The organism is Paenibacillus sp. 32O-W, from assembly GCF_007679495.1.
In the GTDB taxonomy this organism is placed as follows: domain Bacteria; phylum Bacillota; class Bacilli; order Paenibacillales; family NBRC-103111; genus Paenibacillus_L; species Paenibacillus_L residui.
In genome coordinates this window covers 26404-46572 of the sequence record NZ_VEGP01000032.1, presented here as the reverse complement: position 1 = coordinate 46572, position 20169 = coordinate 26404, and the positions used below count along the sequence as shown (strand labels likewise).

Genomic DNA, 20169 nt, shown 5'->3' with positions numbered 1-20169 from the left:
CCATACAGCATCACATCATCGTTGCCAATAATAAATGGCCAATTGCGTCCGATCGCGAAGTTCTAATTTATCTAATATGATAGACAGCATATTTCGAACAGTACCGGCACTCAGAAAAAGCTGATCAGCTATTTCTTTATTCGACAGGCCTTGAGCAACTAATTCAACAATGTCCCTTTCACGATCCGTTAACCCTGCAAGTTTTATTCCGTCCGGTTCTACGATGGCTTTTAGAACATCGGCATCTAGTATCGTCGATCCGGCTTTTAACGCTCTTATTTGCTGTGCCATGTTTTCAATCGATGTCGATTTCAGCAAGTATCCTTCCGCCCCTGCTTTCAAGGCCATTCGAATATTATGCTCATCCCGAAACGTGGTCAACATCATGATCTGGATAGAAGGCCACTGTTGCTTGATCCTCTTCAAGCATTCAATTCCATCCATCACCGGCATTTGGATGTCCATCAGTATCACATCCGGCAGTTCCAGTTGACATATTTCTATCGCCGCTTGTCCATTTCCTGCGGTGTTCACCACTTCAAAGTCTTCTTCCTTGACAAGCAGCAACTGCAAACTCCGGCACACCAGCGGATCATCATCTACGATCAGAAGCCTCATCCTGCTAACCCTCCTTGTCTAACGGGATGACACCAACCAGCAAGAATCCGTTGTCTCGACTAACGGATAAGCTTCCCCCCAATGAGCGGGCTCGCATTTGCAATCCCCTTAGCCCGCTGCCTGTCGAATTGTTGGTTTGAACTGTGCCATTATCTCCAATCAACAAGCGCACAATCGAATCCGTTGCCTGTAAATCAATTTCGACTTTCGTGGCATTGCTATGTCTGGCCACATTCGTTAAAGCCTCCTTTAAGCATGCTTCTAACCATCCCCAGATGTGCGCAGGAACTCGCAGCATATCACCGGATTTATGAAATTCGATATTAAGCTGTTGGAATTGATCCACAATGTTCTCAAAGCTATCAACACCGATTAACATCGTTGGGGTCATATTATGAACGGTTTCCCTTAAATGGATCGTGCTTCGTTCTAACCGGTTTCTCACTTCTTGCAGCAGTTGATTCGCCTCTTCGGGGTTCTTCACATACTCGTAAGCTCGTAAGGCAAGAGAAGCGCCGGTTAAATCATGACCCAGATGATCATGAAGTTCTCTGGATATACGATACCTTTCCAATAATTCTGCGTGATGAGAAGCTTTCTTGTTTGCCTCTAATAAATCAAGCTTAATTCGTTCTAGCTCGTACCGAGCCTGACGTTGCTCATCCGCTTCCAGTATATATTTTTGCTGATTTTTCAATGCGATCCATGAGAAAGTGCCGAAAAAGAACCCCTGGAAATAGTACCAAAATAAAAAACTCGAAGCAGACGGAGTAAAGAATAAGCTAGCAAAAAGCAGGGACGAAAAATACCATTTCCCTCTAAAGGCCAACTCAAAAATCGGCAGCACCAATCCATAATAGCTAATATCTGTAATCGGAAAGTACAAAAAACATATCATCACATCCAAGCCTACGGACCACACTGGCATGCGATAGCGCCATCTCAGACTGATCATTACGAGTAAAAGGAGAATCATGATAAAAGAACTTACCCTAGATCCCTCTAATATCCATAAATGAAAGAGCACGCCTGCTTGAAGAAAGCGCCATCCCTTCACAAACAGCATGGGCTCCAATATCGTCTTCATCCTTCACCTCAGCAACGTCAATGAATTTTCCGTATGCTTCCAATAATCAAGAAGATTAGGGTATACAGCCATAATACAGCATTAATCAGAAGAAAATCGAGGAGGTTTACTCCGAATACAACCCAATTCAGCCCTTCCGCGAGCCAAAAAGTTGGAAATAATAGCGCAATCTTTTTTAACAGTGCAGGAAAGATATCTAACGGAATCATCAATCCTCCCAGTATGACCAACAAAAAAATGAGCGACATATATACAAGAAATGCTGTGTCCTTGCTGCGGCAAAACGAAATCCATGCCAATGCGATCGCTATAGCGGTAAAACTGAAGGAAGTATATAATACCAGCAGCCATAACGGCTGGTACAATTCATGGCCAACAAGGACACCGCCCATAACGATGATCACACATTGCATGACTAATAGGACGGAAAACCCCAGAAGATTTTGACCCAAATATTGTGCATAACTAATGGGAGCGACAGCCAAGCGCTTGACGACTCCTTTCGCGCGATCTTCCAGCAGAATCGATGTCAGACGAATACCAGCAAACAGAATGACAATGCCAAAATACTGGTATCCATATGGAAGATGCGGCCAATCTTCTCCTTCAGGGAAAAAAATACAGACAATGGGAAGGAGCAAAAGGAAGACAACATTCGTCTTATTACCGAAGCTTCTTTTGATGGCGAAGCGAAAAATCGTCACGCCAATTTCCTCCTCCCAACAACAAGCATCACAATAAACAAAACGCATATCACTGCTAATAAAATGTTAGCTAAGAACCATGCTTCACTCGGATTAGATTCATTCATCTCACCGATCGACATGAGAGCTATGACCAGCGGATTCCCGTAAGAACCCATGAAGTCAAAGAAAGCATTGTCAGGCATAGGGAAAAATAATCCGGCCAATAGGATCAGTCCAACACCGTACGCATCAACTAATCGTTCGGCCAATTTATTATTTTTAACGGTGAAGGCAAAAATTAAGGAAACAATGATCGATAAAACAGCCAGCAAGCAAATGTTATAGATAATCCACGGCCAATTTCCCCATTCCACTCCCAAGACAAATTGTGTATACAGCATCAGTATAATGCCAAGGAATACAGAGAAAACAACTCCGCACATCATAATCGAAAAAGCATACATTGATTGATTAAATGGCAACGTATACATCCTCGTCCTATTTGCCGCGAATAGATCATTGTGGACCAGATACATGACAATCGAACCGCCAAAAAGTTGAAAACAAAGCACCAACGTCATGGCATTTTCATTAATATAGGGCACTCCCGATTCTGTTACCATTCCTGAAAGGATAAAGGAGAAAAGAGTAATGAGAATAATAGGAACCACAAGCAGCAGTAATAATACGATATAGTTTCTTACCATTCTAAGAGCAGTAAATCTGACCGTTGAAAGAACTCTCATCATTCTTTCCCCTCATCTCTTAGTTGCTTTCCTGTAAGCGTTAAGAAGACATCTTCAAGATTGGGCTTCTCCGCGTGGATCCCAATCAGTCCCGCCTGCTCTTTCACAACCGATACTATTCTATCTAAATTGCCAGAACCAACCGCAGATATTACCGTTACTTTTCTTCCTGATACTTCAACCTTTCTCACTCCGGCAATATTTTCTATTCTAGTCATCGAGACACGATCGGGCTCCGTGACTTCGATCGTTACCTTTTCTTCATGCTGCACAGTTTGAACCAGCTCGTCTACAGTACCTTCTTTAATGATTTGGCCTTGATCCATGATAACCACTCTGGAAGCAATGGCCTGTACTTCCTCCACATAGTGGGTTGTATATAAGATAGTCGTGCCATCCTTTCTTAATTTCCTTACCGCTTCCAGAATATGATTTCTTGACTGCGGATCAATTCCAACCGTCGGTTCATCCATAATGAGGAATTGGGGCCGATGTGTTAACGCACAGGCAATATTCAACCTGCGCTTCATGCCCCCGGAAAATTTATATGGTGTCTTATTCCCCTTATCTCCTAAGCCGACAAATTCCAGTGCTTCTTCCACTCGTTTTTTCTTCTCTTCTCCTTTTAGACCGTAGATCCCGGCAAAAAACTGCAAATTCTCCTTCGCTGTCAGTTCGTCAAACACCGTTATTTCCTGCGTAACTAACCCAAGTTTCTCCTTATTTTGATTCGAGAATGGATGCTTTGACTGTCCGAAGAGCGCCACCGTCCCCCGTTCAGCAGTCTTTAAGCCGGACAAAGTTTGAATTAGTGTAGTTTTACCCGCACCGTTGGGACCTAGCAAGCCAACAATTTCCCCTTCCTGGATATCCAGATCAATATAGTCCAACGCAACATGGGTTCCATACCTTACGACAACCCCTTGCAACGAAGCAACCGTCATCTATTTCACACACCCTTCTTATTTCTTGCCTCAATTATCGCCAATTCCATTTTTCATCAATAGTTACATTTGTCATTATATCAGTCTGTTCCTTCACATCATTCGCGTGAAATCACCTTTTAATCATGACTGCCGTTATCTCAATTTCAGAACACCTAAATATATTAAGGCTCAAAACCATAATCAGTGCTTGAAAGAAATCCGTGGCTCCAAAATAACTATATAACGGGCAAAGGATTGGGTTGAACATATTGGTTTTGATGCTGGGCCATCCGATCATGCCCTGCTCTTTATGAAGCAGGATGTGGCGGGGTAACATTTCACTCCAACGTGTGCGGCGGAGTATGGGATAAACAAAATGCATTTTGTTACGAAACCTGGAAACGTTATTCGGGCAAAACGGCTCTTTTCCATTTTCTTACGAAACTCCATATCGCTATTGACCAAAAAAGAAGGCTATGGAGCAGGATTTCGCCCAAATAACGATTGTGAGTTTCGTTATATTTGAAACGGCATCATTTTTAAATCAATAACGTTACCCAGATTCGTTAGCGAGATTGAAACCGGACGGGAGCCGGGCAGATGACCAGTTAGTTATTCCGCAGGTAGAAAATCAAGTACTGATTTTGAGATTGAGCCTATATTAATTGTAATTTTTTTCTTTATGACTGACATAATGCTGTCATATATGCCTGGGTGTTAGATGTGGTATTAAGAACAAATAAAACTGGATGGATCATAGCGGGGCTTTTGCTTTCGATTCTTATGGCATCGATGGACAATACGATATTGGCTACATCGATGGGAACCATCGTAGGAGATCTTGGCGGGATGCATCAATTCGTGTGGGTTATATCTGCCTATATGATCGCAGAAATGGCGGGGATGCCGATCTTCGGCAAATTGTCCGATATGTACGGTCGCAAACGTTTCTTCATTTTCGGCATTTTGATGTTCATTATCGGCTCTGCACTGTGCGGTACAGCCGACTCCATCACAGAGCTCTCAGCTGCACCTCTGCGGACCTCAATTGCCTTTCAACCTCTCGTTTTTGCCCCCGGAAAGCTGTTTCAGAATGTCCATTCGAGTTCCCCCTAATCTTTTTTGAAAATAAAAAAACAACCCTTCATCCCGAAAAGGGACGAGAGGTTGTCTCGCGGTACCACCCTAATTAAAGAAGCTTCTTAACTTCTTTCACTCATTTAATCATAACGGCATTATGATTATGCCGGGAAAAGTTACCGGGATTGAATCATTTTCACTTTTCCAACTCCGGATTGTATTTCAGAAAGAAGACTGCACCGGTTCCCACCCGCCACCGGCTCTCTGAAGGCACTCGTTCCACTTTCTTACTACGGTGTTTAACCGTTATCCATCATTGCTTTATCTGGTATTAATTTTTTTCCATTTAATCACATAACTGGAACTATGTCAACTATGTTATCCATTACGCAGTGAAGCATTCGTCACACACGCAACCCTCAGCAGTTCAACCTATCAACCTTTATGGGATGGCTCCTATATATGGATGACTGAACTTCCGTTAGTTGAGCCCATCATTTGATTTAAGATAATCCAACACAATATCGATTCTTTCTTTAACCGAATAATCTCCCTCAATCCTCAATATCGGACAAGATAAATCAGACATCCACTGCTCGTGCAAAGCTTTGCTTCTAACCTCCAAGCCAGCTTCATCATATAGCGAAGCCCACTCTATAAAAGTCCTTGATTGCTCGAACTTACTTCCCCCTGGTAATATGGCATCGCCATATCTTTGAAATTCCCTTTCTTTTAATCTTTGAAGCCTTATTTCTTTAGGGATAAAAAGAAAAATAACCAGATATCATCCCCCCAACCACACACTGCCCCGGAAAGAATCCATTGATTATACTTCGAAAGGTCTTCTTTCAATAACTGGATTCTATCTTTTTGCTCCCTCTGCTTGGAAAATTTTTCAGCCCAAAAATAATCATCGCTATCCAAAATAGCATAAGGTAGAAGTAAAGATAGTTCGCTTCCAAGAGTCGATGTTCCTGAACCCGAAGCCCCCAAGATATGTATTCGATTACTCATATCAATACCCCCCGTTCGAGTTTGAATCGGCCAAAGCGGGATTGCAAACCAGTTAATTTTGCACCGTACTTGATTAGAGGTTACTTGTCCGTTAACAAAACGAGGCCGCAACTTTTCTCGCAGCAGCCTCGTAATTGTGTACTTATTGAGGCTCGACCCATTGTGGGAAAGGTGTCCAACAGGACGTTGTACTAGTAATAAGTCCAACAGCGAAAATGTAACGGACCTGGGAGACCCTATTTCGTCAAAATAGGCCGTTTTTTTAGACTAACGGAAACAGTTGCGCCTATTGCTTAGAATTCTCCTACTTTCGCGAGCATTTCTTGGGAATAAGGTCATCTTGTTCCGTTAAAATGACCGAAAGGCCCTTCTGGAGCAAATAAGGTCTCTAGGTTCCGTTAAAACCAAACCGTGTAGGTTTTCGTATAATCTTTGGTTGTACACCATTAATCGACAGCCTCTTATTATCCGTTAGCCCAAAGGTTTTTTGCTTAATTCTTGAGTCTTCTCACATGCGGTCCTACCCTTATTTAATCCACGTTCCAATTGGCTATCATCCCTCTCGCCATTTCCATATCGGCTTCTTTCCCTGTAGTAAGTGCGAACTTGGCTACTAGGGCCGGGTAAGCGGCCCATTGTTCGGCGACATGCTCAGACATACGCGGCCAAGTATTGCCCCCTGCTTTCTCATAACGCCTAAGCAAATCCCGCAGCCCCTCATGACCAAAAAGCGCATAAAGGATTACAAAATCTTTGCCCGGGTCTGCAATTTCGGCTTCCGTCCAATCAATTAAGCCCGTTACTTGTTGATTATCATCAACGATAATATGAGGAGGATGCAGATCGCCATGATGAAGCACTGTATACTCCGGCCAGTACGTATCCGTAGATAACCATGCCTTCCATCGATCATACAGCTTGGCGGGAATATTGAAGCTTTGCCGTACTTCCTCGATGTTCGCGGCGAAAGCTTCTCGTGTTTCCGTCGGTGTTTTGTAACGAACACCTGCCCTTGTCGCTTCGCTATGATCGATGTTATGCAATGCCGCTAAGGTGTTTGCTAAAGAATTAAAAAATACATCGGATAATGAATCCTGAGGGAACTTCCATACATAACCGCCCCCCGCCGGATCAACCGTCGCAATGGGATGCCCGCTAAGCAGAGGATAAGCAATAAGCCCGGGAGTAAAGATACGCCAGTTGGGCACATCCACGGGAAGATGTTTGCCAACCACTTTCAGCACCTTCTGCTCATTCCCCGCCCGCTCCCATACGTCCTTACGTCTTGGTTTGCGAAGAACCCACTCCTGGCCATGCTCATCCTTTGCAAATGCGACAAGGAAATCCATGCCGGATTCGTTTATCTCGAAATAATCGGCGTTCAATTGTAGACCATTTTGCTTCGCTATGGTTAGGAGCTCATGCCTTAGATCTCGACCATCGTTAGGTTGTTGTCTTGTCATTAAGAGAACACTCTCCTTTTCGGAAGAAAAAAAAACACAGACATTGTGATGTCTGTGCAGAGGTAAGCGAAATATTGAGTGCCTATGCGTCCGTTAAAGCAAATCCCTTTATAATACGCAAAAATAACCACTCTTAAACAGAGTGACCATTACGAAAAGGCGGACTCACGCGAAGCAGGCAAACCATCCCGGCTACTCTGCACAAGACAGAGGAGAAATAACCATTACAATTATTCGCAATGATTTCTCAAACCAGGATTAATCTACCACACGTAACCCTCCATTCGTAATATAACACCATATTATCATATTCAGCTCAAGCTATCCAACATTTTTATAACACCACACCAGCTGATTTGATCGCGGCCCACTGTTCATTAAGAGCGGCTACCACCATCAAAGAAATCCATACTTGTTTGAAATAGTTGTTGCGACACATCTACTTAAGGAGCTGTCGCGCCGCGACAAGCTCCTAGAAAACTCTATCCATTAGATTAGCCAACGGTATCCAGCCTCGCAGGAGTGCACCGCCGTCTGAATGGTTGCCTACGACCAGGTCGCCTCCGTGTCGCCTGATGATTTTCCGGGAAATGGTCAAGCCTAAACCGACGCCTCCCGTTGAACGATTCCTCGATGCTTCGCCACGATATAGGGGTTCAAAAACTCGTTGAAGCTCCTCCGGTGAGAAACCCTCCCCTGTATCCTGAATTGCAAAGGTCACTTGGCTGCCATCCCTTAAGCATTGGATAAAAATCTTGCCATGGCAAGGGGTATGCCTGACCGCATTATCCAACAAGTTGTTCATGGCTCGCTCCAATAAGTGCGAATCGCCCATGACTACGCAGTCCTGTCCAAAATGCTCCACGATTATAGAAATGTGCTTCTGCCTTGCCAGAGGATTCAGGCTGTCTATAGACTTCTGTAATACAAGGGGAAGATCAACCGTGCTCTCTTGGAGCTCCGCCTCCAAATATTCTGTCTTAGTGAAAGTAAAAAGCTCCTCCACCAGGCGGTCCAATTGGGCCGACTTTTCCTTACAAACCGCCACATACTTTGCGATTTTATCCGGGGAGTGAGCAATGCCTTGCTCCAGACCATCCAAATAACCTCGTAAAGCGAATAAGGGCGTCCGTAAATCATGGGCAACCGCAGTAATGACAAATCGGCGTTCTTCTTCCAATGCCACTTGTTTCTGAATGGATTCTTGGAGACTCTCTACCATCTGTATAAATCCGTCACGGACTTCAGTAATTTCGGTGACCCGGAACAAAGGCAGGCGGACATCCAAATCTCCATCCGCGATTTGCCGAACCCCCAGGCTCATTTGCTCAAGAGGCTTGAGAATGAACCTTCGCATCGCATAACCGACAATAATAAAGGCCAGCAGCAATCCGGCGAATGCCGCGATCATCTGAACCCCCCTTGAATTCGGCTGGTAAATGATTACCCTTCCGAGTACGCGTCCGTCCTGAAGGATCGAAAATTGTTCCGTTCGAAGTAATGAACGTTTCCGTTCCGGGGTGAATTGAACAATTTCCTGATTGGATTCGGATAAAATAGCCACACCCATGCCGCTTTCCTGCAACTGTCCTCTCAATTGGTCCTGCCAAACAGGGTCGGCCCAGTTTTCCACATTCGTTTCTATGAGACGGATCGTCTCGGCCAAGTCTCTTTTTTGAGAATCATTCATGTCGAAGCTGAGCGTCTTTGTTTCAATCAAGTGTGCGGTTACGTAAAATAACCATGGCAGCAGGAGGATCAAGAACAAGCTGAGAATGGTAAACGTACGAATGCGAATTGTCTTCATTTCATTCTCCTCTGAAGCGGTAGCCTATACCCCATACGTTGACTATATATTGTGGGTGGACCGGGTCGGGTTCCATTTTCTCACGAAGTCTACTAATGTGAACTCGAACGGTATGCTTGTCACCCACTCCATCCCAAAATTTGTCTAGTAATTGGTCGTATGAAAAAACATATTGCGGATGTTCGGCAAACAATCGCAGCAATTCATATTCTTTCGGTGTAAGCGCGATGCTCTGCCCGTCCACGAAAACTTCTCTCGTAGATAAATCCAAAGTAAGGCGTCCATAGTCCAAGACCCTCCTATTGGATTCCATCGGAGAACTGGAGCGTCGTAATACAGCCTTCACTCTGGCCACAATCTCTCCCGGCGAAGCGGTTTTAACTATATAGTCATCTCCTCCAATGGCCAGACCGCGAATCTTGTCTACATCATCGCTGCGAGCACTCAGGAAAAGAATAGGTATGTTGCTTTCCGTGCGAATCTCCCTACATAACTCGAAACCGTTTTGTCCAGGCATCATAATGTCCAGTACGATGCAATGAATGGTCCTCTGCTTAAGTACAGCCAATGCCTGAGCGGCATCATAAGAAGTTTCCACACGAAAACCGTCATTCTCCAGGAAGTCCCTCAATAGTTCGGCAATGCTTTGGTCATCATCGACGACTAGAACCGTCTGTAATTCCTTCATGAACTTCCCCCACCTTTCCCTCCGATGACACTCCCCGTTTACTATCCATCCATCCAAGTTCATTTTTAGTTTATCATTTTTTCAATAGGGGAATTAGCAACGTTAAAGTTTTATGAATGGATTGTGATGGTTTTGTGATAGTTTCGGACCATCGTTTGAGACAATTAAAGGTTATTGTTTCATTATGAATCGATCGTCGGATATCCGCTGCGAATCGAATGCAATGCAATGTTTCGCCTGCATGAAAGGAGAGAACAGATCATGAATGTGCAAATTGTTTTGTTTGATGGATTTGATTTATTGGATGCTCTTGCACCCTATGAAGTATTTACTGCCGCTGCCATGTACTCCAACGAGGAAATAACCGTTGACCTTGTGTCCGCTGAAGGGGCGCGAATGGTAACAAGCGGAGTCAATCAGTTACAGCTTCGAGCAAGCAGTAAACTTGATTTATCCCGCAAAGGGATCATCCTTGTTCCGGGAGCCTCCGGCCCTGTTAATGATAATGGACCCGATTCCATCCCGGTCAAATTAAAAAAAGCCTCTGAGACTGAACTAAGTAATCTTCTACAAGAAGCCATCAAGAGATCCGATCTCTTACTTTCCACAGTTTGTGGCGGCTCTCTCATTTTAGCAATGAACGGTTTATTAGAGGGCCGACATGCCGTTACGCATCATATGGGAATGGGCGTTTTGAGTGCTGCTAACGCTATTCCAGTCAACGCCCGTATTGTAGATGATGGCGATCTCGTCACGGGAGGCGGCGTTACTTCGGGGCTCGATGTTGCCCTTTACCTGGTTGAACGAGAATTAGGCCCACGTATAGCACTCGCTGTGGAACAATTATTTGAATATGAACGGAGGGGGACGGTTTGGAAAGCTGAAGGTAATGAGCCGAAAGAAAGTCAACAAGAAACTCCCCTTGAAGCGATAAGGGAGCCTTCCTCTGTCCAAACCGATAAGAATGTTAATGTTCAAGGGAAATGGGATACTACCATCTCCACTCCTATTGGAAAGCTTTCCGTTGAATTAGATATAACTTCTGAAGATGGACAAATAGCTGGAACGGCAAAGCAAGGAGAAGAAATTGTCCCTATGGACAAACCTGTGTTAGTAGGGAATCAATTAACGTGGTCCATGAAAGTTACCAAGCCCATGCGTCTTACTTTAAAATTTACCGTGTCTATAGATGGAAATAAGATGCACGGTGAAGCCAAAGCCGGAGTCCTTCCCTCATCCAAATTAATTGGACATCGTATTTCTTAAGATGAAGCTTCTCTAACATTCAACGGAGGAATAAGCCTAATGAAAAAAACCATTGGAATAACCATTCTAATCATCCCGATCATGTGGGTACTTCATACATTTTCAAAAAACTTTATGATTGATCCTGTTTTCGAAAAATTTATTTCTAATAAAGATCTGATTCTCGCAGATCCATCCCTATGGATATTCATGATTCGTATTCATATATTGCTGGCTATTCTTTCTCTTCTTACGGGACCATTAGGAGTGATTAGAAGAATACGGGTTAAATCTATCCGGTTCCATCGCTGGAATGGCCGATTGTACGTCTTGTCCATCCTTTTAAATTTCATTCCCGGAGTCTATGTTTCGTTCTTTGCCACAGGGGGATGGCCCAGTACAATAGGGTTTCTAATTTTAAATACATTATGGCTTGGAACTACTATTCTTGGTTATTGGTATATCAAGAGACGACAAGTCATCTTGCATAGTCGGTGGATCACTCGAAGCTTCTTTCTCTGCTTTGCGAATATGACGATTTATATCATTGTAGCCATTGCTCATAACGCAATGAATTTCTCCTATGGGACTGCTTATACGATAGCGGTCTGGTTAAGCTGGGTTCTAAATCTGCTTATAGCCGAACTCATAATAAGACAAAAAACATTCTTATAACAACCGACTCTCTGCTTTGCCATTGTTAAGGACGTTGTTTAATTTTTTTTAGCGTTTCTATATCTCCGCTTACGATCGCGCCAATATACTGATTGATGAGCTCGATATCGAAGTCCCACCATTTAATCTCCAAAAATTCTTGAATGACTTCTTGCGAGAAACGTTGTTTTATTTCCCTGGCCGGATTTCCACCGACAACGGTATAGGGTTCAACATCCTTCACGACCACCGCTTCTGCACTGACGATAGACCCGTCACCGATTCGCACCCCCGGCATAATCGTGGCGCGTCTGCCGATCCAGACGTCATTACCGACAACCGTATCTCCTTTTATCGACAATTGATTTAGAGAAGGGGTGTGTTTCTCCCACCCATGTCCGAAAATATTAAACGGAAAGGTAGATCCATCCATCCTGTGGTTGCCGCCATCCATAAGAAATCTGACTTCAGGAGCGATCGAACAGAACTTCCCGATGATCAATTTTGTCCCGATGACCTCATAATGGTACAATACTTGATCTTCGAACAGCTCTCCATCTAATGCATCGTAATAGGAATAGTCCCCTACAATAATGTTAGGCTTTGTGATTGTGTTCTTAATAAACTGTAAGTTGCGATTTCCCGGTATCGGATACTTTTCATTGGGATTTGGCCCTATCATAAGCATGATCTCCTTCACGATTATTTTTATTCCTTGATCCGTCGAATTCCTCGCACGATTTGATCCCTCTCACACTCTTTCAGTGAACCTGAATCCGTGATCTTGCTTTAATAGCGAGTTGCCAATCGAGGAATTTCGCGGGCTCCGAGGGTAGTTTAACGGAAATATTGACGTCATCGAATGACCATAAACAGCTATTCAGCCTGCTTCATTTGTTTTTTGACATGCCAAATAAACCTGGTTTTTTACAGGGATTCCATTGGTTATGAAAGTCGCGTGGTGAAAGTCGCCCGGCCTTTTTTAAGCCAATCCTTGATAGATGCGTCTTGCGGTGAGAAACCACGGACTGTTGCAGCCAAAGTTAAAAGCGATTCTACCCGCATGACGGACATATCGCGCCGCCATGTAGATTATGTTCTGGATCACGGTTCGAATACGTCTGCGTTTCACATTGCCCCGAATCGGCGCATCGTCTTCACGGAGGCTTTCTTGACCCATGATGCGCAAGAGATTGTAAGCGAACACGCCTGCGTGCAACACCAGATCATTCGTCGCGAATTTTCCGGCTGGAAGGCGTTCCAGGTCCAGATCGGTTTTGATTTCGCTGTGAAATTGCTCGCTTGTGCCATGATCACGGTAAAGTTCAATCACGCGCCAAGGCGCACACCGAAGGGATGTCCAGTACACATGAACTTCTATTTCGGGCACGAGCAGCAGTTGACCGTCTGGGTCCATCGTCCGTTCGATCACGTGAAAGACTTGCCGCAGCTTGCGGTCGAACCCTTTTTGCGCAAACTCGATCGCGCCGACATACTCGGTCTTGCCTTCTCGCTGCTGGCACGCGATTCCTTTTGTTTTGGCGATGGAAAGCCATGCTTCTTTTGTCGATTTACGCCGGTTGACTTTGATAATGTAATCGGTGTCCGGATGCCGGTGACAGACGTGCAAATTGTCCAGGCTGTCATTTCCCGCATCCATCCGGACGAGCAGCTTGCGGTCCGTGATACGCCGGGCGTACCGAATGCTTTGTTCCAGGAATACATCCGTTTCCTTTTGGCAATGCACGCTGCCTTCCCGCAATTCCACGTTGATGCCGTATCCTTCTTGACCGAGATAGGCGAAGATGGGAGCATAGCCATCCGTCCCTTTATAGGTACGTGATACCCCTTCCTTCTTGGTACCGGAATTGTCGAAAGGGGAAACATCCAGGTCGAGCGGGATATAGCTTTCTCCGCCGGCGGACAGACCGGTCAACGGAGCCTGGATGTTGCGAAGGAGATCGGCAGACTCCTCCAGCAAGATCCGGTTCCAGTCCGCTTTCCCGGAGGATGCGGCCGCATCCAGGCGCTGGCGGAGGGTAGGACTGGACGGCACCTTTTTCACCTGCATGCAAATGGAAAAGACATCGTCCTTGCGAAAGGGTTCGATATGGTCGAAGTCACTTTTGCCTTGACAGAGCAACCCCAAGTAGCTTTTCATCACATCCGCATGGGAGTGAATCGGGTGCTCAACATCCTTAACAACAGTATGATTCAAGCGCTTCGATAACTTTGTATGAGCAAGCAGGGCGCCGACTGTAGCCAGCCCTGCGTGTGTGGTCAGAATGAGTTCTTTGGAGCGGACAAATTGGATTTTCATATATGCACCTCGATGGTGAGAAGTAGAATTCCACTATTATCCTACTTTTTCTCCATCAATCATTCATTTCCTTCTATTATCTCACAATTTCGATTTGATGGATCACGGTTTCAGGGTGAATATAGTACAGGTGCCATAGGAATGTCGAACTTCAGATGAGAATGAGGGATTTCCGTCAATAAAGTTCCAATGGGTTGTTGACTATTCTTACTACGTATAACATTCCAGAAAATTCTGGACCTATTTGCCTCGGTCCCCCACTTTTCAAGCGAGTTGCGAAATAGCAGACATGTCCCGATTACGAAATCATTCTCCTTGAGGGGCTCCGTTGCTTCGAACCCGGCGTCTTCAAGGCTATCGAAGAGTGCAGGCATCAACTGGTCCACATAGCGCCCATAGGCAGCATCCTCGATTTCACGAAAAGCGATCGTTAGCTCATCAAGCATCGAATCGTATAATGTCTTCCATACCGATTCGATATACTGATTACCTGCCCCGCCAATCTCCTCAATGGTCATGTCGTAACGGAATACTGGTTTTACTGCCATACATACTCCCCCTTAATTGGATTATCTCCATCATACAACATGAAAGCCAATTGTAAGGTTCAGGGGATAAATTTGCAGGAAATCAATGAATAATCCAGAATAACATTACAACGGTTTTAATGTTTGCGCATTTTGTTACGAAGGTGGAATAACATGGGCTTACGACCAAAAAAACTGGCAGAAAAATACGGATTAAGCGGCAGCACCCTGCGGAACTACGAAGCGAAGGGGTTAATACCTCCTGCAGATCGATCCGCAAATGGATATCGTATGTATACGGAACGGCATGAAGCTTATCTGGCATGTATTCAAGCCATGGCTGCCGCATTCGGTATGGAAGTAACGAGCGAGGTGATGCATTGTCTTGGGCGAAATGAGTTGGACGATGCATTGTGGATCGTCAGGGATAGGGAGGTCATGCTGCATCGGGAAAAAGCAAGATTAGATCAACTGGTAAGGGAGTTGAAATCGTATTCTGAAGTCAGTCAAGCTTACGATTTTAACCAACATTTCAGCATCCACGAGGTTTCCAGACGGACAGGGGCACCTAAATCGGCAATCCGTTACTGGGAGAAAAGCGGCCTGTTCACTACTGAGCGAGACCCTGATAACGAATACCGTCTTTACAATGAAGCGCATCTCTTTAAAATTAGGATGATTCAGGTACTGCAGAGCTCTGTTTATTCCGAGGAAACCGTAAATTTAAAACAATCCATTGCACTCTTAGATGTAGAGAACATCGAGCATGCGATGAAGCTTGCTGAAAGTATCCAAGCTCACCTGCACAAAACGATCAAACTCCAGATGCGGGCTCTCTACTTTCTATATCGCTTGATTCAAACATTAGGCTTTACGGAAACAACCGAGGCCCATCTTTAATCGTGTCTCCAGTGCTGGATCAAAAGTCCTCTCTGTACAATTCAATATACTTCATTAGTTCAGCTACACCCTTAAATTGTGCCCTTAGTTTATGGTTTAATCTTTGGAGCGCAAACCGGAACGATTGATCTATTTTTGTTAAACGATTGGTTTCCAGGTCATTTAGAAGGTCTTTCAAGTTTTCAATATAATAAATGGTTTTTCTTAAGCTGCTAATCACCAAGATCTTACGCAGCTCTGATACGGTGAACATTCTATACCCATTTTCTTTATCCCGAGTTGAGGTATAATCAATCCTTCCTTTTCCCAATGCCTGATAGCGGAGGTGTTGACTCCGGCCATTTCCGCTACCTTTCCTATAGTCATTGAGTCCGTCAACTTAACATTTCTATATTGATTGAAATCAGCCTTCTTGACCATACCCAGTATTTCTTCAACTCTTTGTTTCTCTAATTGAATAAGGTGCAGTTGATTATTCACCATCCAAAGTGCATTCGTTATATCGCCATTCTTGATTTGCCTCATGGCATCATAGACCACCGGTATATCATATCCAATCAATAAAGATCGAATGGCAGCAAAAGCTTGAAAATGCACGAGCGTATAGTATCTATGGTTGCCTGCCGTTCTCGGTACATCAGGAATTAAGCCCTGCTCCTCGTATCTCCTTAATGTGGTAGTGCTTACGTTCAATTCATTAGCCACTTGAGTAGGCGTATATGTACTTTCCATAGTCTCCCCCTTCAAAAATTAAAGTGAAACCTTCAAGTGCTACGTTAACATACAAACTTCAAATCTCTAATCCTATCGTTGGCTCGACATGAAAAACCGAAAGATTGCATCAATGTTGTATGTTATTAGTATAAACAAGTTGGGAGGGATCCTGATGAAAAAAATGATAACCTTAAATGATGGCTCCAAATTAGAGGTTGGCTTAACTGGAAATTCCTCCGGTAAAGTAATTATGCTGCCCATAGCGAAAAGGTCCGTTTATGGTCAGGAAGCTGAAAACTTAAAGTGGTGGGGCGTAGATCCTGAGCTGGGAAAAAACTTTGTTGATGGGCTCTCTGATGAGTTTCAGGTTCTGTATTTTGATTATGAAGGTCACCGTTTAGAGCATCCACAGCCACATGACCTGACACCGGAAAATATTTCAAAAGATTTAATGCACATAGCCGATGAAATGGATGTCGGGAAATTTAGCTATTATGGCTACTCCTGGCTGGCTTTAGTTGGATTACAGCTGGCCGTCCGAACCAATCGATTGGAAAGTTTAATTATGGGAGGATTCCCGCCGTATGAAGGACCGTATAAAGAGATGATGGCCGTAACGACAAAGACTTACGAGCAAGCCTTAAGTAATCGAACCGACAATCAACCCATCTCTGAATATCAAATGGAGGAAAATGCCCCTGGAGAATTCGACTGGGATAATATCCAGGTTCAGATGGATCCAGATCAAACTAAACAATTTTTCACAATGTATAGAAGCTTAATGAATTTCGATGACAAGAAAATTCAAAATGAACTGAGCATTCCCAGACTTACATTCGCCGGAGAAAAAGATACGATTGTTTACGGAGAGAACTTTGGCAATGTAACTGTCGATATCATCGGTTTATTGCAAAAAAATGAAAAGATATTAAAACAGCTTGGCTGGGACGTAGAAATATTAAGGGGAGAGGACATGGACCATACAAAAGCAATGCAGCCTGCAGCCGTTCTGCCCTTGATTAAACCTTGGTTAATTGACAAGTTGATGACCTAGTGCAGTTCAGTAAAGAGCTAATCGGTTTTAATATCGACGTAGCTCTTTCCGCATTCTCCACTGGGCTTGGGTCATTATGATGAAAATGGATGGATTTTCAAGGAAGAATAGAGTTAAATTGCTTCAATGTTGTGAAATTAGAAAACTAGATGGATTTCATACAGTTAGATTTCTATATTCGGAAGAAATATGGAAACTAACTGGAAAACCTACAGCTAGTTTGCGCCAAAACAGCCGTTTCGCCCAAAGTTGCCCATTTTAACTGTAGTTTATCCAGTTAGTTTGATCATTTTCGCCCATTCGCTTGAATCTACCTGTACAAAATACAGTTAGACGCCCGCTCCGCTTGCTATGATGCCTGCAGACGGTAAAATAGACGGATTTTAAGGTAGTTGTCAGTAATTATTATTTTCGTCTCCCGCTAGTTGACGATTATGGAGTATTCAGCAGCTTAAATTACTCCATAATCGTATAATCTGCATATGGCCTCTAGGGTAATTCGACCACGCCACTCCAATTCGGAAGCAGGCCCTGGAGCTTCCCAACTAATAGGCCACCCGCCATCCGGCAATTGTTGTTTCGTAAGTGCTTCAAGATGATTGTCGATCTGGCTTTGAGTGAACAATGGTCGACATATTGAGTCTGGTTTACTTGCGAAATGAAGGGGTGTCAGGCCATAAGCTTCTGAAGAAACATCTAACTTAAAAAATCTAGCCCGTGGAAGTGCTGTTGCGATTACATCCAGCAGATTTTCTGCCGTTACTTTATCGGGTATATACTCTGCCAGTTTAACTGCACATAAAAGAGAGTGTGCTTCAAGAGGAGGTTTATCGAAAAGCACTTTTAAGCAGGTCTCTGTTGCCAATGTAAGCCATTCGTTCTCAACCCCCTGATAATGAAGAAGTCCACAAATTTCGGCTGTAGGGTTAATACCGGGAGATATAGTAGAATTTATCCAATGACTTGCCATAGGTGACTGGTATGCAGAGTCTGTGAAAAATGAGACAAAACCATTCTCGTCAGAGACAGACCGAAGATAGTTACAAGTAGAAATTGCAAATTCTACGTCACGATACCCTGCTTCTTCTAATGCTCCAAGGCCAAATGAAGTTAAAAGCGGTTGGCTTTCCGCACAACGAATATCGGGTTCTAACGCATGCCCTAATCCGCCATCATCATTTTGATATGCACGCACAACACGACCTACGAAAACGGGAGATGTACCTTCAAAGTGAACCTCAAACAATCTTCGTTCCAATAAACGAGCATGTGTAAACATGAACGTTCGTGCTTTCACCAGCATTTCATTCATAAAAATTTAACCCACCTTTCAACATAATTGGTCTATCCTTATCCGCTTCCGCTTGGATTTCACCGAATACTTCCAAACCATGTAAGTATTCTCTTATTGTATCATTAAGCTTAACTGCCTGTTAGTTCAGAAAGGGGATTGCATAAATAGACGCCGAGGCACTGCCGCCCCTTGATATCTCGACGCATCTAGATCTCTTATCCAACCCCGTTGAAATAGGCATTGTCCGGCTCCTCTATGTGTGCTAGAATGGGTACTTATTAAAGAAGTTTAATAAGTTATGGTGGTGAAGATCATCAAGCGGCCTTTTGTTAATCCGAAAATGATGGGCGAAATGATTCGCCAACAGATTCGAGCGACACTCTACCGCGTTAAGGAATCGACCAAGGTTGAGCTTGCTCAGAGCACGGGCATCAGCTTTCCTACCATCAGTAAGACACTCGATGAAATGAATGATTCCGGAGAGGTGCTGCTAACGGGGTTGGGCTTGTCCAGCGGCGGCAGACGGCCGAGAACTTATAAGTTGAATCCCGATTATATGACGGGTCTTGCCGTATGCCTGGAGAAAGATTTCTCCTCCTACTTAATACTCAACTACGAGGGAGACATCATCGGCCGGGAGACGCTTCCCGGTGTGCTGCAAGCCGGTCCGGAGCTCTTGACCGAACAAATCGGGATATTTCTGGCACGGTTCCCCTCCATGCGTGTTCTTACGCTGGGCGTCCCCGGCGCGGTGAATAATGGCCGCGTGTCCCACATGCCAGATTACGAGAGGTTTAAAGATTTCAACTTCAGGACCTTTTACGAAGAGCGGTTTTCCCTTCGGGTCCAGGTTGAAAATGACATGAATACCACGGTTATCGGCTATTATGACTCCATAGGCAGCGATGACTCGCTCTCTCTTGTGTACTTATACTTGGGCAAGAACGGACCGGGTGCCGGTATTATTGTAAATGGGCATGTTGTGAGAGGCGGAACCTTTTTTTCAGGTGAGGTTTCCTACGTGCCGCTATCCGATACGCAGAACTTCATGCAGATGATTGATGCTGCTTCTGCCATACAGGACAGCAATCAGAGCCGTTCGAAGCTTATGGAGGCTATAAGTCGTCTCGTCGCCGTCTTCACAGCCACTATCAATCCGCATATCATCATTTTCTGCAGCACGGAGCTAACTAACCTTGATCTGGTGCAAATCCGAAACAGGGGCGCTTCGCTGGTGCCGGAAGAGAATCTGCCGAAGCTTGTTGTTAGCGACTGGAAGCAGGATTATTTTCACGGACTGCATCAATTAACCGTAGGAAGTATGCTGGCAGCGGATTAAGGACTGC

17 protein-coding genes, 3 pseudogenes and 1 other annotated feature are annotated in these 20169 nt (G+C 44.3%); of the genes and pseudogenes, 6 read left to right on the top strand and 14 right to left on the bottom strand.

Features of this window, described 5'->3' with window-relative positions; genetic code table 11:
- Positions 1-15 precede the first annotated feature (15 nt).
- Genes FS806_RS14100 through FS806_RS14080 form a run of 5 tightly spaced genes read right to left on the bottom strand, consistent with a single transcriptional unit; the run spans position 16 to position 4027 of the window.
- Entirely contained in the window at positions 16-618 is a 603-nt protein-coding gene (locus FS806_RS14100; RefSeq protein WP_144937586.1) for a response regulator, read from the bottom strand.
- A 4-nt stretch (positions 619-622) separates the two neighbouring features.
- Positions 623-1705, bottom strand: coding sequence for a sensor histidine kinase (locus FS806_RS14095; protein WP_144937583.1), 1083 nt, complete (start codon positions 1703-1705; stop codon positions 623-625).
- A 17-nt stretch (positions 1706-1722) separates the two neighbouring features.
- A complete protein-coding gene (locus tag FS806_RS14090) occupies positions 1723-2409 on the bottom strand; it encodes an ABC transporter permease (protein WP_144937580.1) in 687 nt (228 codons plus the stop codon).
- Positions 2406-3098, bottom strand: coding sequence for a multidrug ABC transporter permease (locus FS806_RS14085; RefSeq protein WP_260982087.1), 693 nt, complete (start codon positions 3096-3098; stop codon positions 2406-2408). The genes FS806_RS14090 and FS806_RS14085 overlap by 4 nt, the downstream gene beginning before the upstream one ends.
- A 38-nt stretch (positions 3099-3136) precedes the next feature.
- The gene (locus tag FS806_RS14080; protein WP_313960586.1) at positions 3137-4027 is read right to left on the bottom strand and encodes an ABC transporter ATP-binding protein; all 891 of its coding nucleotides are present in this window, start codon (positions 4025-4027) and stop codon (positions 3137-3139) included.
- 759 nt (positions 4028-4786) lie between these two features.
- On the opposite strand from FS806_RS14080, the pseudogene FS806_RS14075 reads away from it, so the two are divergent.
- Positions 4787-5086: pseudogene (locus FS806_RS14075) on the top strand (MFS transporter); the annotation flags it as partial.
- 129 nt (positions 5087-5215) lie between these two features.
- Positions 5216-5456 (bottom strand) — a binding site (T-box leader).
- 168 nt (positions 5457-5624) lie between these two features.
- On the opposite strand, the pseudogene FS806_RS14070 reads toward FS806_RS14075, so the two are convergent.
- The 4 genes and pseudogenes from FS806_RS14070 to FS806_RS14055 form a co-directional block, all read right to left on the bottom strand.
- Positions 5625-6157: pseudogene (locus FS806_RS14070) on the bottom strand (P-loop NTPase family protein).
- A 530-nt stretch (positions 6158-6687) separates the two neighbouring features.
- Positions 6688-7620 (bottom strand): macrolide 2'-phosphotransferase, encoded by a 933-nt coding sequence (locus FS806_RS14065; protein ID WP_144937571.1) that lies wholly within the window; start codon positions 7618-7620, stop codon positions 6688-6690.
- A 472-nt stretch (positions 7621-8092) separates the two neighbouring features.
- A complete protein-coding gene (locus tag FS806_RS14060; protein WP_144937568.1) occupies positions 8093-9427 on the bottom strand; it encodes a sensor histidine kinase in 1335 nt (444 codons plus the stop codon).
- A gap of 1 nt (position 9428) precedes the next feature.
- On the bottom strand, positions 9429-10115 hold the full coding sequence (locus FS806_RS14055; protein WP_144937565.1) for a response regulator transcription factor: 687 nt from the start codon (positions 10113-10115) through the stop codon (positions 9429-9431).
- Between the two features lie 261 nt (positions 10116-10376).
- Here FS806_RS14055 and FS806_RS14050 point away from each other — a divergent pair, with 261 nt between their 5' ends.
- Both FS806_RS14050 and FS806_RS14045 read left to right on the top strand, forming a co-directional pair.
- Positions 10377-11381 (top strand): DJ-1/PfpI family protein, encoded by a 1005-nt coding sequence (locus tag FS806_RS14050; RefSeq protein ID WP_186328361.1) that lies wholly within the window; start codon positions 10377-10379, stop codon positions 11379-11381.
- A 39-nt stretch (positions 11382-11420) separates the two neighbouring features.
- Positions 11421-12035 carry a DUF2306 domain-containing protein gene (locus FS806_RS14045; RefSeq protein ID WP_144937562.1) on the top strand — a complete coding sequence of 205 codons (615 nt, stop codon included), beginning with the start codon at positions 11421-11423 and terminating at the stop codon, positions 12033-12035.
- Positions 12036-12060: 25 nt separating this feature from the next.
- Here the strand turns inward: FS806_RS14045 and vat(I) are convergent, their stop codons facing one another.
- The 3 genes from vat(I) to FS806_RS14030 all read right to left on the bottom strand — a co-directional run bounded on the left by vat(I) (position 12061) and on the right by FS806_RS14030 (position 14882).
- Positions 12061-12702, bottom strand: a complete 642-nt coding sequence (gene vat(I) / locus FS806_RS14040; RefSeq protein ID WP_379289694.1) for a streptogramin A O-acetyltransferase Vat(I) — start codon at positions 12700-12702, stop codon at positions 12061-12063.
- 294 nt (positions 12703-12996) lie between these two features.
- Positions 12997-14334, bottom strand: a complete 1338-nt coding sequence (locus FS806_RS14035) for an IS1380 family transposase (RefSeq protein ID WP_144937556.1) — start codon at positions 14332-14334, stop codon at positions 12997-12999.
- A gap of 110 nt (positions 14335-14444) precedes the next feature.
- Entirely contained in the window at positions 14445-14882 is a 438-nt protein-coding gene (locus FS806_RS14030) for a DUF6022 family protein (protein WP_144937553.1), read from the bottom strand.
- 153 nt (positions 14883-15035) lie between these two features.
- Here FS806_RS14030 and FS806_RS14025 point away from each other — a divergent pair, with 153 nt between their 5' ends.
- Entirely contained in the window at positions 15036-15761 is a 726-nt protein-coding gene (locus tag FS806_RS14025) for a MerR family transcriptional regulator (RefSeq protein ID WP_144937549.1), read from the top strand.
- Positions 15762-15780: 19 nt separating this feature from the next.
- Here FS806_RS14025 and FS806_RS14020 read toward each other — a convergent pair.
- Positions 15781-16493, bottom strand: a pseudogene (locus FS806_RS14020) (MerR family DNA-binding transcriptional regulator).
- Positions 16494-16647: 154 nt separating this feature from the next.
- Here FS806_RS14020 and FS806_RS14015 point away from each other — a divergent pair.
- The gene (locus FS806_RS14015) at positions 16648-17529 is read left to right on the top strand and encodes an alpha/beta fold hydrolase (RefSeq protein WP_144937546.1); all 882 of its coding nucleotides are present in this window, start codon (positions 16648-16650) and stop codon (positions 17527-17529) included.
- Positions 17530-17980: 451 nt separating this feature from the next.
- On the opposite strand, the gene FS806_RS14010 is transcribed toward FS806_RS14015, so the two are convergent.
- Positions 17981-18841 carry a hypothetical protein gene (locus FS806_RS14010; protein ID WP_144937543.1) on the bottom strand — a complete coding sequence of 287 codons (861 nt, stop codon included), beginning with the start codon at positions 18839-18841 and terminating at the stop codon, positions 17981-17983.
- Between the two features lie 280 nt (positions 18842-19121).
- Between FS806_RS14010 and FS806_RS14005 the strand changes: the two genes are divergently transcribed.
- Positions 19122-20162, top strand: coding sequence for an ROK family protein (locus FS806_RS14005; RefSeq protein ID WP_260982086.1), 1041 nt, complete (start codon positions 19122-19124; stop codon positions 20160-20162).
- Positions 20163-20169 lie beyond the last annotated feature (7 nt).